The sequence below is a fragment of the Sphingomonas sp. GW821-FHT02B09 genome, from assembly GCF_059421875.1.
This window is the reverse complement of the sequence record NZ_JBWKVV010000003.1, coordinates 200,860-216,583: the sequence shown is the minus strand read 5'-3', so window position 1 is coordinate 216,583 and position 15,724 is coordinate 200,860. Positions and strand designations below refer to the sequence as shown.

Below are 15,724 nucleotides of genomic sequence, written 5' to 3'. Positions count from 1 at the left end.
ACGGTTTGCTTCAGTATCAAGTCGAATGATACATGGAGAAACATTGTTTCCCGATGGATATATATCAAAATGTTAACGGGGTGCTGCCGGAATGAGGAAGGCGCATCGTTGCTCCGCCGCCAAGTTTGTCATTTGCAACGTGTGGAAACATCAGGGAAAATCATTGCTGGCAGGAAAGCCGTTTCCGCCCCGCCCGGGGTCCAGCAAAGGAAACGGAAGGATGACCCAGGACGTCCTGCGAAACGTCGCGCACGGCCCGGTGGCGGCGCACCTCCCGGTCGCAGGCGACGACGCACCCGTACGCGTGCTCGTCGTCAACCGCGATTCACAGGCGGCGTCGGTGCTGGTGGCGATGCTGTGCGATCATGGGTTCCTCGCCGAGGCGGTCGGCGTGACGGCCTTGCGCAATGGCGCCGGCGGTCAGGATTGCGATCTCGTCATCCTCGACATGATGGTCTGTGAGGATGGCGGCCTGGCGATGCTGCGGATGTTGACGCAGCGGCGGCATTGCCCAGGCGTCATCATGCTCAGCCGCCATGCCAGCGAAGTCGACCGGATCGTCGCGCTCGAAATGGGGGCCGACGATTGCGTCGCGAAGCCGACCAGCCCGCGCGAGATGCTGGCGCGGGTCCGGTCGGTGGTGCGCCGCCGCAGCCGGACGCCGCCGGTTGCGGCGGTCGATATCGGCGAGGCCGGGCTGGATCGGGACAAAAGGATCGCGGTCGCGCGGTTCGCGGGTTGGACCTTCGAAGTCGAGACGCGCACGCTTACCTCGCCCGCCGGCGCGGTGGTGCCGCTGACCAACGGCGAATATGGCATGCTGCTGAGGTTCGTCGCCCAGCCCCGCACGGTACAGTCTCGCGAGCGGCTTGCGGTGGCCAGCGGCAAGCCGGCCGGCGGGCAGCGCGACCGGACGATCGACGTCAACGTCAGTCGGTTGCGCCGCAAGCTCGCCGATCACACGGCGGACGAACTGATCCGCACGGTGCGCAGCGGCGGCTATCTGTTTATGCCGGTCGTCGCCTGCGATCTCGCGACGAACGGCGGCTGTTAGCGATCTGAAGGGAAGTCGGGATCCTGTGCGCAACCCGGCGACCCTTGATCGAGCCGTCGCCGTGGCGGCGCCTGACGCTCTTGCCGCGACCGCTCCGCCTGGCGGATGATGAGCATCTGGCCGGGACAAACGTCTCAAGAAGATGCACGTGGTAAGATCCGACCCAGCGCAGGACCCGAGCGAGCTTCTGACGGTGATGCGCCGGATGCGTCCGGCATTGATGGCCTTCTTTCTCCGGCGGCTGCACGATCGGACCCTGGCCGAGGATCTGGTCCAGGACATGTTCGTCCGGATCGCCGACATGGGCGGTCGAACCGCCGGCAATCCCGAAGGCTATATCTTCCAGACCGCCGCCAACCTGCTGCGCGACCATGTCCGCCGCGAGGCGACGCGGTCCCGCTACGCCCAGGCGTGGATGGAGGACGGCACGCTCGGCATCGACACGTTCGACGCCGAGCGGCTGCTCGCGGCACGGCAGAGCGTCGGCTGCGTCGCCAGCACGCTCGGCATGCTGCCCGACCGGACCCGGCAGATCTTCATCCTGTATCGGCTGGAGGCCATGCCGCGTAAGGCGATCGCCGCGGCCTTTGGCATTTCGGTCAGCGCTGTCGAAAAGCATATCGCGAAGGCGATGCAGGCGCTGCTGGCGAATCTTGAGGATATACGATGACCGGCAGCCTCGGGTCGAGCGACCAGGACAATGCGATCATCTGGTGCATGCGCCTGAGCGAGGGCGCTCTGACCGCCGCGGAGCAGCAGGACCTGCGTGACTGGCTCGCGGGCGACGCCGCGCGTCAGGAGCAGCTCGATCTGGCCCTGGCGGTCTGGACGGGGCTGGAGGCGGATGCCGAGGCGCCGGAGCTGCTCGGCCTGCGTCGCGAGGCGCTGGGTGCGATGCATCGGGCGGAACGACGGCGCTGGATGCGCGGTGCCGTGCTGCCGGCAGGCTGGCGCGTGCTGGCGGCGGTCGTCGCGCTCGTCGCGGTGGCGCTCGCCACGATGGTCTGGCAGCGACACGGCGGCACCTCCTATCGCACCGGCATCGGCGAGCGCCGCGTGATCGCTTTGGCGGACGGGTCGCGGCTGTCGCTCGACGCGGACAGCGCGGTCTCGGTCGCCTTCAGCGACCAGCGCCGCGATCTTACCCTCGAACGCGGGCGTGCACGCTTCAAGGTGGCGAAGAACCCGCTCCGCCCCTTCGCCGTCCATATCGGCGACGATGTCGTTGTCGCCACCGGGACCGAATTCTCGGTCGAGCGTCTCGCCGGCGAGATGCGCGTCGCGCTGTTCGAGGGGCGCGTCGCGGTCCTGCACGACGGCCGGCACGGTCCGGTCGCCGCGCTGACCCGACGCGACGGCGCGATCGTCGCTGCCGAACGGGCGCTCGCGCCGGGCTCGGAGCTGCGGATGCCGTTCGGCAAGACGATCGGCGGGATCGCGCCGATCGGTCTCAACGACGGCATGGAGGAGGGGCAGATGAGCTTCACTGCCGAGGCGCTGGGCGTCGCGGCCGAGCGGATGAACCGCTATGCCGGCGCCCACCGGATCGCGGTTGCGCCCGATGTCGCGGCGCTGCGCATCAGCGGCGTCTTCAATGCCGGCGACAGCGACGCCTTCGCCCAGGCCATCGCCGCCACCTTTCCGGTACGCGTCACGCGCGATGGCGACACGTTGCGGATAGTCGCGCCCTGACCGGCCAATCTGATACCAAATTGCGGCAATGGTTATAAAAATGTTGGAAAGCTGCTGAGCATTCCGTCCGGTCGTCCGTCATAAAACCACAACATAAAAGAGGGGTGTGACATGATCGGGACTCGACGCATCGGTGCCGCCGTCAGCAGCGCGGCAATCGCCATCGTGATGATCGCCTCGCCGGCGCTGGCCCAGCAACGACCCGTGCAGGTCGATATCAAGGCGCAATCGCTGGGTCAGGCGTTGCGCACCTTCGGTCGTCAGGCGCGTATCCAGTTGGTGTTCGACGAGGCCCTGCTCGGCAATCGCATCGCGCCGGCCGTGGCGGGCAGCATGACGGTCGACGCCGGACTCGACCGCCTGTTGCAGGGCAGCGGGCTGACCGTCGCGCGGACATCGCAGGGCGTGTACGTCATCAACCGCGGTGCGGCGTACACGCCGGTCGCGATGACGACGCAGGCGGGCGCCGCGACCGCTGCGCCGCAGGCCGCCGTGCCGTCCGACCCGGTGACGCCCGATGGCGCCGACGTGATCGTCACCGGCTCGCGCATCCGCTCCAAGAACCTCGTCGAGACCGCGCCGGTGACGAGCGTCGGGCAGGCGGAGATCAAGCTGCAATCCGCATTCAGCGTGCAGGAGGTGCTCAACCGCGTTCCGGCGATCAAGAACAGCGACACCAACCTGTCGAACGGCAACGGCCGCCAGCAATTCGACTTCCACGGGCTCGGCACCAACCGGACGCTGACGCTGATCGACGGTCAGCGGATCGGCGTTACCGAAGGGATCGACGCTTCGGTGATCCCGGTCGGGCTGATCGAGCGCGTCGACCTGCTGACCGGTGGCGCCTCCGCCGTCTACGGCTCCGACGCGATCGGCGGCGTCGTCAATTTCGTGCTCCGCAAGAATTTCGAAGGCGTCAACGCCAACGTCAATTACGGTTTCTACAACGCCGACAACAGCGACAATATCGCCGCGCAGGCCGCCCGCAACGCCGGCTTCGCCGTCCCCAGCGGGTCGCGCAACGACGGCGGCCGGTTCGACGCCAACATCAGCATCGGCCACAATTTCGCCGACGGGCGCGGCAATATCTCGGTCTTCGGCGCCTATAGCCAGGTCGAGCCGGTGCTCGCCTCGTCGCGGTCCTTCTCGGTCTGTCCGATCACCTTGTCCGCGCAGACGGTGGTCTGCGCCTCGCCCTCCTCGGCGACGCCGGCGGGCTATTTCCAGGCGCTGTCGGGGCCGGCGCAGAACGGGACGATCTTCAGTAACGCGGCCGACGGCTCGCGCGCCTTCGTGCCCTACACCGGCGCCAACGGCTACAATTACAACGAGACCTTCTACTTCCAGCGCCAGAACACCCGCTACAACGGCGCGGCGTTCCTCAATTACGAAGTGTCGCCGGCGATCCAGCTCTACGCCAACGGTCTCTACCTCAAGTCGAACGCGACCAGCCAGTCGGACCCGGCGACGATCCAGCCCGGGTCGGTGGCCTATAACATCAATTGCGACAATCCCCTGCTGTCCGCGCAACAGGCGCAGTCGCTGTGCGGCACCGCGGCGGGGACCGCGACCAACGTCACCACCGACGTGCGCTATCGCTTCACCCAGCCGCAGGTGACGCGTTCGTCGAACGAAATCTACCGCGGCGTCGCCGGTGTTCGCGGCGATCTCGGCAGCGCCTGGCATTACGACGTCGGCGGCGTCTATTCGACCACGCTCTACCGGCAGCGCCAGCTCAACCGCGTCGATCCGGCCAAGGTCGCCAATGCGTTGCAGGTCGTCGACGTCAACGGCGTCGCGACCTGTGCGTCGGTGGCGACCAACCCCGGCTGCGTGCCGCTCGATATCTTCTCCACCGCCGGCCCCAGCCAGGCGGCGATCGACTATCTGTCCTACGGCGAGGGCGGCGGCCTGTTCCGCGAACGCTACGAACAATGGGTCGGCAATGCCAACGTCACCGGCGATCTCGGCGAGTACGGCATCCGCAGCCCGCTTTCGACCAAGGGGATCAACATCGCGCTCGGCACCGAATATCGCGCCAACACCTATCGCTCCAATCCCGACGCGGCCTATCAGGCGGCGTTCGGATCGACGCCGAACCGGCTGTCGAACCATGCGTTCGACGTCTACGGCGAGATCAACGTGCCGCTGGTCAGCGACCGCCCGTTCGTCCGCGATCTGAGCTTCGGCGCGGCGATCCGCGGCTCGAACTATTCGGGCGTCGACAAGATGCGCTCGACCTACAAGATCGACGGCAGCTGGCGTCCGATCGAGGATCTGCTGCTGCGCGCCAGCTACAACAAGGCGACGCGCGCGCCGAGCATCTACGAATTGTCGTCCAACGCCGCGGTCAGTTACGGCACGCTCGACAGCAACACGCTGGGCGATCCCTGTGCCGGCGCCAGCCCGTCGGCGAGCCTCGCGGTGTGCCAGAAGACGGGTGTCACCCAGGCGCAATATGGCGCGATCCCGCAATGCCCGGACAATCTGTGCACCGTGCGCAACGGATCGCAGGGCCTGGTGACGCCGGAGATCGCGCATACCTATACCTATGGCCTGGTGCTGACGCCGCGGATGCTGCGCGGCCTGTCGATCACCGCCGATTATTACAGCATCGAGATCGAGAACGGCATCGGCTATTACCGCGCCATCGACTTCCTGCAGACCTGCGCCAACACCGGCTATGACTTCTTCTGCGGCCAGCTGGTCCGCAACCCGGACGGCAGCCTGTTCAGCAATGCCGGATCGTCGAGCGGCTACATCAACCAGGGTTACAGCAACCTCGGCAAGACGAATGCGCGCGGGTTCAACTTCTCGGCGAATTACGATACGCGTGTCGGAAATTGGGCGCATTTCTCGACGAGCTACGTCGCGACGCTGCAGACCGCGAAGGGTGGCGACCTCGGCCTGCCCGACACCGACTTCAACGTCGTCGGCCTGTTCGGACCCTATGCGGGGCAGGGCTATCGCCGCTACCAGCATAATTTCCGCTTCACCCTCGCCTCGCCGGACAGCGCGCGGACGCAGGGTCTGGTGTCGCTCAACTGGCGGCACAATTCGGGGCTGAAGAATTCGCGGCTCGACGGCAATCCGATCTTCGGTGCGGACGATCCCAACCTGCCCGACCAGTACAAATATCTGCCGGCCTATGACGTGTTCGACCTCAGCACCAGCGTCACCGTATCGCGCAGCCTGACGCTGCGGGTCGTCGTCAACAATCTGCTCAACGCCAATGCGCCAGTCCGCCCCAGCCCGCCGCTCGAGGCGGCGGAGCGGGTCAATACGTCGCCATCGGTGTATGATGCGCTCGGCCGCTCGATCAACATGGGAGCAACGCTCAATTTCTAGGCCGACCTCTCCGATCGACGACGACGGATCGCCGGCGGTCTCGCGTCGCGACCTGCTCGCCGGGGGAAGCGGCGCGGTGATCCTGGGCCTGCTCGCCAGCGGTGACGCGGCGCTTGCGCAGGAAACCGCGCCGACCCGCGGCCATCGTCTCGTCGCGACCGCGCCTGCCACCGAGTGGCTGCTCGGCCATCCCGTCGGCAACGGCCGGATCGGCGCGATGATGGGTGGCGGCGTCGCCAGCGATACGATCTCGCTCAATCACGACACGTTGTGGACGGGGCAGCCCGCGACGTCGCCCGACCACGACGGGCGCGCCGAGTTGGCGGCGGTGCGTGCCGCGGTGTTCGCCGGCGACCCGCCCGCCGCGGATCGGCTGAGCAAAGGGCTGCAAGGCGCCTATAGCCAGAGCTACGCGCCGATGGCGAACCTCGTGCTCGCGATGACCCATGGCACGCCACCGCGCGCGTACCAGCGCGAGCTCGACCTCGACCGCGCGGTGGCGTCGGTCGCCTATCGCTGCGACGGCATCGGCTTTCGTCGCGAGCTGTTCGCCTCGCATCCCGACGGGATCATCGTGCTTCGCCTCAGCGCCGATCGTCCGGGTGCGCTGCATGGCCGGATCGGCCTGACGACGTCGCTGCGCGGCGATACCGTCGCCGACGGCACGACCCTCACGCTGACCGGCAAGGCGCCGACGCGCTGCGAACCCGATTATCGCAACCTGCCCGATCCGATCGCCTATTCGGACGAGCCCGGTCACGGCATGGCGTTCGCGACCGTCCTCTCCGTCGAAGCGCGGGGCGGCATCGTCGTCGCGCACGGCGATACCGTTTCCGTCCGCGGTGCCGACGAGATCGTCGTGCGGATCGCCGCGGCGACCGGGTTCCGGGGCTTCGATCGGCTGCCCGATACACCACCGGCCGCGGTGGTGGTGGCGGCGGGGCGCGACCTCGCCGCGAGCGCGGGCCGGCCGTTCGCGCTGCTGCTCGATCGCCATATCCGCGATCATCGCGCGCTCTATCGCCGCACCGCGCTGTCGCTCTCCGCCGCGGATACCGACGCAGCGCAGGCCGAGCGGCTGTTCCATCTCGGCCGGTATCTGATGATCGCCTGCTCGCGCGCGGGAACCATGCCCGCCAATCTGCAGGGGCTGTGGAATGCCACGGTGCGCCCGCCGTGGAGCTGCAATTACACGACCAACATCAACCTGCAGATGAACTATTGGCCGGTGGAAAGCTGCAACCTGTCGGAATGCCATCTGCCGCTGATCGACCATATCGAGCGGCTGGCGGCGAACGGTGCCCGGACCGCGCGGACGCTGTACGGCATGCCGGGCTGGTGCGTGCACCACAACAGCGACCTGTGGGCGATGACGCATCCGGTCGGCGCGCGCGAGGGCGACCCGAATTGGGCGAACTGGCCGATGGGCGGGCCGTGGCTGGCGCAGCACGTCTGGGACCATTACCGCTTCACCGGCGATCGGCGCTTCCTCATCGATCGCGGCTTCCCGCTGCTGCGCGGCTGTGCCGAATTCTGCGCCGCCTGGCTGGTCGCCGATCCGGCGGGCGACGGACTGACCACCGCACCGTCGATCTCGCCCGAGAACCTGTTCATGGCCGCGCCGGGCAAGGCCGCGGCGGTCGGCGCAGGCTGCACGATGGACCTCGCGCTGATCCGCGAGCTGTTCGCGCATTGTATCGAGGCGGCGACGCTGGTCGGCGATACCAGCGATCTCGCCGCGCGCCTGTCCCGCCTGCTGGACCGGCTTGCGCCCTATCGGGTCGGGCGCTTCGGCCAGTTGCAGGAATGGTCGGCGGACTATGACGAGCAGGACCCCGGCCACCGCCACGTCTCGCACCTCTATCCGCTTTATCCCGGTACCGCGATCGATCCGCAGCGCACGCCGCAGCTGGCGCAGGCCGGCGCGGTCTCGCTGGCGCGGCGCGAGGCGCATGGCGGGTCGAGCACGGGCTGGAGCCGGGCCTGGGCGACGGCGATCTGGGCGCGACTCGGACGCCCGGCCGATACCGCACGGTCGCTGGCGGCCTTTCTGGCGCATAGCGTCGCCGCCAACCTGCTCGACACGCACCCGGCGCAACCGCGCCCCGTCTTCCAGATCGACGGCAATTTCGGCATCACCGCCGCGATCGCGGAGATGCTGCTGCAGAGCCACGGTGACGCCATCGCGCTGCTGCCGGCGGTGCCGGCGCACTGGGCGAGCGGCACGATAAGCGGGCTGCGCGCGCGGGGCGGCCATGCGGTGGACATCGCGTGGCGACCGGCGGTGGTCCGTGCGACGGTGACCGCGGGCGGCGACCGGCTCGCGGTGCGACCGCCGGCCGGGTTCGTCGTGACGGCGATACGGCAGGACCGCCGCGCACTCCGCTTCGCGCCGATTCAGGGCGTGACGCAAATCCACACCCGGCCGGGCCGACGCTATCGCATCACGCTGCGCCGGATTCCCGTCGGGGCGGCCTGATCGTCCCGAGCCTGCCCTCTTGCATCAGGACCAGCCATGTCGTCGCTCTCCCGCCGAACCCTTCTCGCCTCCGGTCTCGCCACCGCCGGCGTCGGCGCCGCCCGCGCGGTACCCCGCGCCACGGCGGACGCTCCCCCCGCGGCCTATGGCGCGACGCCGTCGCCGCGGCAGCTCGCCTGGCATCGGCGCGAGCAATATGCCTTCGTCCATTTCTCGATCAACACCTTCACCGATCGCGAATGGGGCTATGGCGACGAAAGCCCCGCGCTGTTCGATCCGACCGACTTTTCCGCCGAGCAGATCGTCGACGCGGCCAAGGCGGGCGGGCTGCGCGGCATCGTGCTGACCGCCAAGCATCACGACGGCTTCTGCCTGTGGCCGACGATGCTGACCGAGCATTGCGTGCGCAACAGCCCGTTCCGCAGTGGCAAGGGCGACGTCGTGCGCGAATTCGAACAGGCCTGTCGTCGCGCCGGCCTCGCCTTCGGCCTGTATCTGTCGCCTTGGGATCGCAACCACGCCGATTATGGCCGCCCCGCCTATATCGATTACTACCGCAAGCAGATCGTCGAATTGTGTACCCGCTACGGCCGATTGTTCGAATTCTGGTTCGATGGCGCCAATGGCGGCGATGGCTATTACGGCGGCGCACGCGAGACGCGCACGATCGACGCGGCCGCTTATTACGACTGGCCGTCGATGTTGGCGCTGGTGCACCGCTACCAGCCGCTCGCCTGTACCTTCGAACCGCTCGGCTCCGATGCGCGCTGGGTCGGCAACGAGGACGGCGTCGCCGGCGATCCCTGCTGGCCGACGATGCCCGACCACAAGCCCAGCCAGGCGGAGGGCAATGCCGGACTGCGCGATGGTCCGTTATGGTGGCCGGCGGAAACCAATACCTCGATCCGCCCCGGCTGGTTCTATCACGCCGACGAAGACGCCAAGGTCAAGGACCCGCAGCGGCTGGTCAGACTCTATGACGAATCGGTCGCCCGCGGCACCAATCTGATCCTCAACCTGCCGCCCGACCGCCGCGGCCGGCTGGCGGACGTCGATACCGCGGTGCTCCGCGCCTTCGGCGATGCTCAGCGCGCGACCTATAAGGTCGATCTGGCCAAGGGGACGATCGCGCATGCCGATCATGAACGCGGCGCGCGCTTCGCTGCGGCCAAGGTGCTGGACGGCGATCCCGACAGCTATTGGTCGACACCGGATGGCGTACACACGCCGCAACTCGTGCTCGACATTCCGCCCGGCCGCAGCTTCGACATCATCCGCATCCGCGAATATCTGCCGCTCGGTGTTCGCGTCACGCGCTTCGCCGTCGATCTCGATACGGGATCGGGCTGGCGTGAGGTGGCGTCAGGCGCCTGTATCGCAGCGCAGCGAATCGTCCGCCTCGCCGCTCCCGTCCAGGCACGACGATTGCGGTTGCGGATCACCGATGCACCCGTCTGTCCGGCGATCAGCGAGATCGCTTTGTTCCGCCAGACCGCCCCGGTGGTGGTCGCACTGCCGAGCCAGCGCGCGGCCGATACCGTCCCGCCGTCGGCCTGGTCGATTGCTTCGTCGTCGGGACCGGGCGTGGAGGCTTTGTTCGACGACGATGTCGGCACGTCCTGGCGGGTCCCGGTGGCGGATTGGTCGATGGCGGTGATGGTGGTGCTCAAATTCGACCCTCGGCAACGGCTCGGCGGCTTCGTTCTGACCCCATCGCGCGCGGTGATGACCGATGCCGCTCCTCCACGGCGGTATCGTGTCGAGGCCAGCGTGGACGGCGAGACCTGGAGCGATCTCGGCGCCGGCGAATTTTCGAACATCGCCAATGCCCTCTCGCCCCAGCGGATCGCTTTCACGACCGTCTCGCCCTGCGCTTATGTTCGCTTCAGCTTCATCGGCCTGGCGTCCTCGGCGCATCACATGGCGATCGCCGACCTGAAGCTTCTACGGGCGGGGTGACCCGGACGACACCGCAACCGACCGATGGCGGACGTGACGGCGGGATAGCACGTCGATATCGTTGATCCCCGCCAGCGTCAGCGTGCGGCGGAATTCCTCGTGCAGCAGCGTCAGGAGACGATCGACGCCCGGCTCGCCGCCCGCGGCGAGGCCGTACAGATAGGGGCGGCCGATCGAGCAGGCGGTCGCGCCCAGGGCGAGCGCCTTCACCACGTCCGAGCCGCGCCGGATGCCACCGTCGCAGATCACGTCCGGTGCGTCGCCGACGGCGTCGCGCACCGCCTCGATCTGGTCGACCGGGGCGGGCGCGCCGTCCAGCTGACGCCCGCCGTGGTTGGAGATCATGACGCCGGTCGCGCCCGAGCCGATCGCGCGGCGCGCATCCGCGGGCGTCATCACGCCCTTGATCGCCAGCGGTCCGTTCCATTCGCGGGCGAGCCATTCGACGTCGCGCCAGCCGACCGAGCGGTCGAACTGACCGCCGATATAATCGAACAGGCTCATCGGTCCCGCCGCCAGCGCATCGACCTTGTGGCTGACGTTGGCGAGATCGAACCTCGACCCGGTCAGCGCGGGCAGCGACCAGGAGGGATGGAGCGCGAAGCTGAGCAACGAGCGGAGCGTCAGTTTCGGCGGCAGCGACAGGCCGCTGACCCGGTCGCGCTCGCGATTGCCGGCGACCGGCGTATCGACCGTCAGCGCGAGGCCGTGGAATCCCGCCGCCCGACAGCGCGCGACGAATTCGGCGGTGAGGCCGCGATCCTTGAAGATATAGATCTGGAAGACCTTTGGCCCGGCGAAGGCCTGCGCGAGATCCTCCAGCCGCGTCGTGCCCATCGTCGAGAGGCTGTAGAGGAGCCCGTGTCGCGCGGCGGCGCGGGCGACGGCGTGTTCGGCGTGGCCGTGGAACATGCGGGTGAGGCCGGTGGGCGACAGCATCAGCGGCCACCGCGCGGGTTGGCCGAAGATACGGGTCTCCGTCCGGATCGTCGACACGTCGTTGAGGACGTCTGGAACCAGTTCATAGTCCGCAAAGGCGGTGGCGTTCCGCCGCAGCGACACTTCGTCGTCCGCACCGCCATCGATATAGTCGAAGATTGGCCGCGGCAGCCGGCGACGCGCCATCAGCCGCAGGTCGGCCACGTTGTTCGCCCGTTCGAGTCGCGTCATGCCGCACGCTGCGTCGGAAGCGCGCGGATCGACAACCGGTTTCGCTGTGCCGAAGCGCTTGGCGGCTGTGCGTGCCGATCGATCGCGCGGACCGGACGGGATCAGGGCTGCGGCGGTGCGTCTTTCGGCGCCGGCGGTTCGGCGGCTTGCGCGCGGTTCATGCTCTCGACCTCTGCCGCGGTCTTGAAGTCCAGCAATTCGACCTGGAAGACGAGATCGGCATTGGCCGGGATCGGCCCCGACGCCTGCGTGCCATAGCCCAGCGCGGCGGGGATGCAGAACCGGGCGACGCCCGACCGGGCCATCGTCTGCAGGCCCTGCGAAAAGCCGGGGATCACGCCGTTGACCGGCAGCGGCGAGCGCATGCCCTGATCGAACACCGCCCCCGTCGCCGCAAGATAGCCGATGTAATTGACCAGCACGACGTCCCCTGCCGCGGGTTTGGTCCCGGCGCCGGCGCGCAGCACCGTCGATCCCAGGCCGGACGGTGCCGTCACCGAACACAGCCGCTGCCCCGCCGGGACGATTGGATTGAGCGGCAGCGCGACGATCGCATTGTCCGGCTTGGCCGGTGCGGGTGCCGCGGCCCGTGGCTTGGCGCGGCGGGTCGCCGCCGCGTCCGCCGGCAGCGGCGCGGCGAGCAACGGCAGGAGTGCCGCGAGGATCAGGCGGGATGAAGCGTGCGAAAGGAATGGCATGGACCCGGCTATATGCAAGGCCGGCGATCGACGCCAACCCGATGTCGCGCGGACGGCGTATCGAGGCCGCTATTGTTCTTGAGACGAACGAACCGCGCGCATCGGCGCGGTGTCGGGACGCAGCGTGAGGCCGGCAAGTGTCGTCGTGCGTTCGGTGCTTGTGCCGGTACCGATCGATCCTGCGACGATGCTTTGCGGAATGCGCGCGAGGCGGACGACGACGTCTGGCCGCTTGGATCGCGATCGCCGCGCATGACGGTAGCCGCCCGCGAGACGACGCTTGCGCTGCTGGCATCGCGATCCCCGGATGCGACGGTGTGTCCGAGCGAGGTGGCGCGCGCGATCGCGCCCAAGGAGGCTTGGCGAGACGCGATGCCGCTGGTCCATGCCGCGATCGATGGTCTCGTCGAGGAGGGCCAGGTGCGGCTCAGCTGGAAAGGGCGGCCTCTGGTCGTCCGCGACGGACCTTATCGCATCGGTCGCGCGACGCGGCCGTCGTAGGCCGGCGATCGACTTCCGCCGTGCGGGCGCCATCACCGCCGATCCGTATCGACGGTCCGCTGGACGAAGCCCGCGACGTCGTCGAGCACCGGGGCACGACCGCGAAACGGGCGAGCGAGCGCCAGCAGGATGCCGATATGCCCCAGCTTGGCGTAGGCACGTTCGTCCACCGCCACGCCGCCGGCGCGCAACTTCGCGGCCAATGCCTGGCTGTTGCGCGGGCGCACGACGGTGTCGTCGCTGCCGTAGAGGAGCAATGCGGGCGGATCGCCGGCGCCGGCCCAGGTGACCGGCTGCGTCGCGGCGGGATCGGGGGACTGGCCGAAGGCGGCGCGGCTGGCCGCCACGTCGAAGGGGGCGAAGTCGTAAGGGCCGGCGAGCCCGACCAGGCCCTTGACCGCAGGTCGCGAAGCACCGAGCCAGCGAGGGTCCACCGCCAGCATCGCGGCGATATAGGCGCCGGCCGAATGGCCCATCAGCACCACCGATCCACCGTCGCCGCAATAGGCGTCGGCATGCGAGATGGCCCAGCGCACCGCCGCCGCGCCGTCCTCGACGAAGGCGGGATAGTGCACGTCGGGGACCAGCCGATAATCCGGCACGACCGTCACGAAGCCGCGCGCGGCCAAGGCGCGGCCGACGAAGGCATAGCCCGCACGCGTGCCGCTGTTCCAGCTGCCGCCGTAGAAGAACACCACGACGGGTCGTGACCGGCCGCAGGCTTCGCGCGGCGCGTAGACATCCAGACGTTGGCGCGGCGCGTCGCCATAAGCGAGGTCCTTCGCGACGCGGACGCCGCCCCGGTCCTTCGGCACCAGCCTGTCGAAGGTGGTCAGTGGCGAACACGCCGCGGCGAGCGAGCCCAGCAGGGCGAGGACGCCGACGTGGCGGCGGACGGCCCGCGAGCGGATCATGCCGCCGGGGTCACGGAATGGACTGTCACGATGGCGGCCTTTCGCGGGAGGGCGAGGGCAGGACGAACGTTCGCGGGCATCGTTCCGTTTGCCCCCGGCCGCGCCTGCGCCCGCGCCTGCGTCCGGACGGGCGTCAGTCCGGATAGCGCCGCAGCGTCTGGCGTATGCTGCCGGGCCGCGCGGCGGCGCCGGTATCGTTCACCAGATGGGCGATCGTGCCCTTATCGTCCCCGAGCGAGATGGTGGTCACATTCGCGATGCGCACGCCGGGGGTGTCGGGCACCTCGACCGCGCTCGCCAGGACGATCGTCGGGTCCGCGGTGAAGTTCGCATAGACGCCCATGCCGATCGCCTCGTGACGGCGGACCCGGTCGGCGACCTTGTACGCGGCCCAGCCGCGCGGCGACTCCGGCCGCCAGGCACGCTGGCTCGGCGGATCGTAGGGCAGTTCGTTCTGGTAGAAGAAGGTGCGGCCGTTCTCGCCGTTCCATACCGTCTGCCAGCCTTGGAAATGCTCCACGAACAGCCCGTAACAGCATATGTCGTCGCCGTTGACGACCAGCCCGTGCTCACCGCGGCTCTCGGTCCAGCCGACATGGACGCGACCACCGTCCCGATCGCCGTGGTCGGCGCGCCAGATCCACAGATGGTCGGCGATCACATGATGGCTGTTGATCTCCAGGCACGTGCCGGCGTTGCCGATCGCGGCGCCGCCGACCCGGAAGAAGAGGTCGGCGAGCAGCGTCGGATTGGCCCGGTGGTCGCGTACGGCGCCCCGCGGCCCGACCTCCATCAACACCGGCGAGGATTGCGGCCCGGCGTCGATCAGCAGGCCGGCGATCGACACGCCCGGCACATCGGCGACCGTCATCGCGGCATTGCCCGCCTCGCTGAGCAGCGTCGCGAGGCCCAGTCCGAGGACGATCGTGTCCGCCCGGACGACGCGGATGGGCTGGCGCAGCCGGTACACGCCCGGGGTGAGCAGCAGGTGGCGCCCCGCCGCCAGCGCGCGGTTGATCGCCGCGATCGGCGTCGCGGGGGTGGCGATGAGGAAGTCGTCCAACCCCACGACCCGGCCGTCGGGCCGGCCCTGCCAGGAGATGCCGGTCGCATCGCGACGCAGCGCCGGCACGAACACCGCCCAGCGGCCGTCGGCGGCGACGTGGAGGAACGGCTTTTCGCGCATGCGCGGCACCGACGGCAGCGTGGTGATCGGCGGTTCGGGAAAGCTGCTGGCCGGCGCGCCGACGACGCCCATGAACATCATGTTCCAATTGGCGCCCTGCCAGCCGCCGATCTGCGAACTGCGGGTGAACCATTGCTGCTGCGTGCCCGACCGGATCGTGCCGTCGATGCGGCAATCGGCCATGAAGCCGCCGCTCGACCAGCCGCCGTCGTCCAACGTGAGATCCCCCGCGAGGTGGACGCGGCGATAGGGCGCGGCCTGCGAGACCGCCCAGCGGTCGGCGCCATCGGGCGGGCGGACGGCGAGGTTCTCGACCGCACGCCAGAAATTGACCAACGCCATGCCCTTGGCCCAATCGGCCTCAGCATGGACGTGGCCGGTGACGGTCACGTCGCCGGGGCGCAGGCCGAGACCGGCTACCTGGGTGAAGAAGCCGACGTTGATGTCGAGCCGGTGCGCGCCCGGTTTGAGCAGCACGGCATAACGACGGTCGGTGAAATGCGCGCGTTCCTGCTGCGCGAACCAGCCGTCGATCCGGCGCTGCGCGTCCGGCATGCCCGGATCGACGACGAGCACGTTGGGACCGAAATCGGGATCGCCCATCGGCGCACGCGGTCTCGCGCCGGCAGGGGCGAGGCCGATGGCGGCGATGCCGGCCAATATGCCGCGCCGTGTCGTCTTCGAGGTCAACCCGTTGTCCGCCAAGTCAAATCTCCCCGCGAT

The 15,724-nt window shown here is 68.7% G+C and carries 11 protein-coding genes; 7 read left to right on the top strand and 4 right to left on the bottom strand.

All coding sequences use genetic code 11. From position 1 onward, the window contains the following. Positions 1 to 220: 220 nt before the first annotated feature. The 6 genes from AC07U4_RS15405 to AC07U4_RS15380 all read left to right on the top strand — a co-directional run bounded on the left by AC07U4_RS15405 (position 221) and on the right by AC07U4_RS15380 (position 10,532). Positions 221 to 1,054: a response regulator transcription factor gene (locus AC07U4_RS15405; protein ID WP_052075730.1), complete on the top strand. Its 834-nt coding sequence runs from the start codon at positions 221 to 223 to the stop codon at positions 1,052 to 1,054. 148 nt (positions 1,055 to 1,202) lie between these two features. Next, on the top strand, positions 1,203 to 1,724 hold the full coding sequence (locus tag AC07U4_RS15400; protein WP_495196010.1) for an RNA polymerase sigma factor: 522 nt from the start codon (positions 1,203 to 1,205) through the stop codon (positions 1,722 to 1,724). After that, positions 1,721 to 2,746 (top strand): FecR domain-containing protein, encoded by a 1,026-nt coding sequence (locus AC07U4_RS15395; RefSeq protein WP_495196009.1) that lies wholly within the window; start codon positions 1,721 to 1,723, stop codon positions 2,744 to 2,746. The genes AC07U4_RS15400 and AC07U4_RS15395 overlap by 4 nt, the downstream gene beginning before the upstream one ends. 111 nt (positions 2,747 to 2,857) lie before the next feature. After that, positions 2,858 to 6,094 carry a TonB-dependent receptor gene (locus AC07U4_RS15390; protein WP_495196008.1) on the top strand — a complete coding sequence of 1,079 codons (3,237 nt, stop codon included), beginning with the start codon at positions 2,858 to 2,860 and terminating at the stop codon, positions 6,092 to 6,094. Positions 6,095 to 6,170: 76 nt separating this feature from the next. Then, on the top strand, positions 6,171 to 8,573 hold the full coding sequence (locus tag AC07U4_RS15385) for a glycoside hydrolase family 95 protein (RefSeq protein WP_495196007.1): 2,403 nt from the start codon (positions 6,171 to 6,173) through the stop codon (positions 8,571 to 8,573). 36 nt (positions 8,574 to 8,609) lie between these two features. Next, positions 8,610 to 10,532: an alpha-L-fucosidase gene (locus AC07U4_RS15380; RefSeq protein ID WP_495196006.1), complete on the top strand. Its 1,923-nt coding sequence runs from the start codon at positions 8,610 to 8,612 to the stop codon at positions 10,530 to 10,532. Here AC07U4_RS15380 and AC07U4_RS15375 read toward each other — a convergent pair. Beyond that, positions 10,518 to 11,702 (bottom strand): alpha-hydroxy acid oxidase, encoded by a 1,185-nt coding sequence (locus AC07U4_RS15375; RefSeq protein ID WP_495196005.1) that lies wholly within the window; start codon positions 11,700 to 11,702, stop codon positions 10,518 to 10,520. The two genes, AC07U4_RS15380 and AC07U4_RS15375, sit on opposite strands and share 15 nt — an antisense overlap. A 101-nt stretch (positions 11,703 to 11,803) precedes the next feature. Next, a complete protein-coding gene (locus AC07U4_RS15370; RefSeq protein ID WP_495196004.1) occupies positions 11,804 to 12,400 on the bottom strand; it encodes an FKBP-type peptidyl-prolyl cis-trans isomerase in 597 nt (198 codons plus the stop codon). A 252-nt stretch (positions 12,401 to 12,652) separates the two neighbouring features. Here AC07U4_RS15370 and AC07U4_RS15365 point away from each other — a divergent pair, with 252 nt between their 5' ends. Then, on the top strand, positions 12,653 to 12,901 hold the full coding sequence (locus tag AC07U4_RS15365) for a DUF3253 domain-containing protein (protein ID WP_495196003.1): 249 nt from the start codon (positions 12,653 to 12,655) through the stop codon (positions 12,899 to 12,901). Positions 12,902 to 12,933: 32 nt separating this feature from the next. On the opposite strand, the gene AC07U4_RS15360 is transcribed toward AC07U4_RS15365, so the two are convergent. Beyond that, positions 12,934 to 13,815, bottom strand: coding sequence for an alpha/beta hydrolase (locus tag AC07U4_RS15360; protein ID WP_495196002.1), 882 nt, complete (start codon positions 13,813 to 13,815; stop codon positions 12,934 to 12,936). A 133-nt stretch (positions 13,816 to 13,948) separates the two neighbouring features. Next, positions 13,949 to 15,706, bottom strand: coding sequence for a pectate lyase-like domain-containing protein (locus AC07U4_RS15355; protein ID WP_495196001.1), 1,758 nt, complete (start codon positions 15,704 to 15,706; stop codon positions 13,949 to 13,951). Positions 15,707 to 15,724 lie beyond the last annotated feature (18 nt).

Excerpts from the sequence above, each read along its gene's own strand:
- AC07U4_RS15405 (WP_052075730.1), top strand. The coding sequence starts at position 221 with ATGACCCAGGACGTCCTGCGAAACGTCGCGCACGGCCCGGTGGCGGCG.
- AC07U4_RS15395 (WP_495196009.1), top strand. The coding sequence starts at position 1,721 with ATGACCGGCAGCCTCGGGTCGAGCGACCAGGACAATGCGATCATCTGG.
- AC07U4_RS15390 (WP_495196008.1), top strand. The coding sequence starts at position 2,858 with ATGATCGGGACTCGACGCATCGGTGCCGCCGTCAGCAGCGCGGCAATC.
- AC07U4_RS15380 (WP_495196006.1), top strand. The coding sequence starts at position 8,610 with ATGTCGTCGCTCTCCCGCCGAACCCTTCTCGCCTCCGGTCTCGCCACC.
- AC07U4_RS15375 (WP_495196005.1), bottom strand. The coding sequence starts at position 11,702 with ATGACGCGACTCGAACGGGCGAACAACGTGGCCGACCTGCGGCTGATG.
- AC07U4_RS15370 (WP_495196004.1), bottom strand. The coding sequence starts at position 12,400 with ATGCCATTCCTTTCGCACGCTTCATCCCGCCTGATCCTCGCGGCACTC.
- AC07U4_RS15365 (WP_495196003.1), top strand. The coding sequence starts at position 12,653 with ATGACGGTAGCCGCCCGCGAGACGACGCTTGCGCTGCTGGCATCGCGA.
- AC07U4_RS15360 (WP_495196002.1), bottom strand. The coding sequence starts at position 13,815 with ATGATCCGCTCGCGGGCCGTCCGCCGCCACGTCGGCGTCCTCGCCCTG.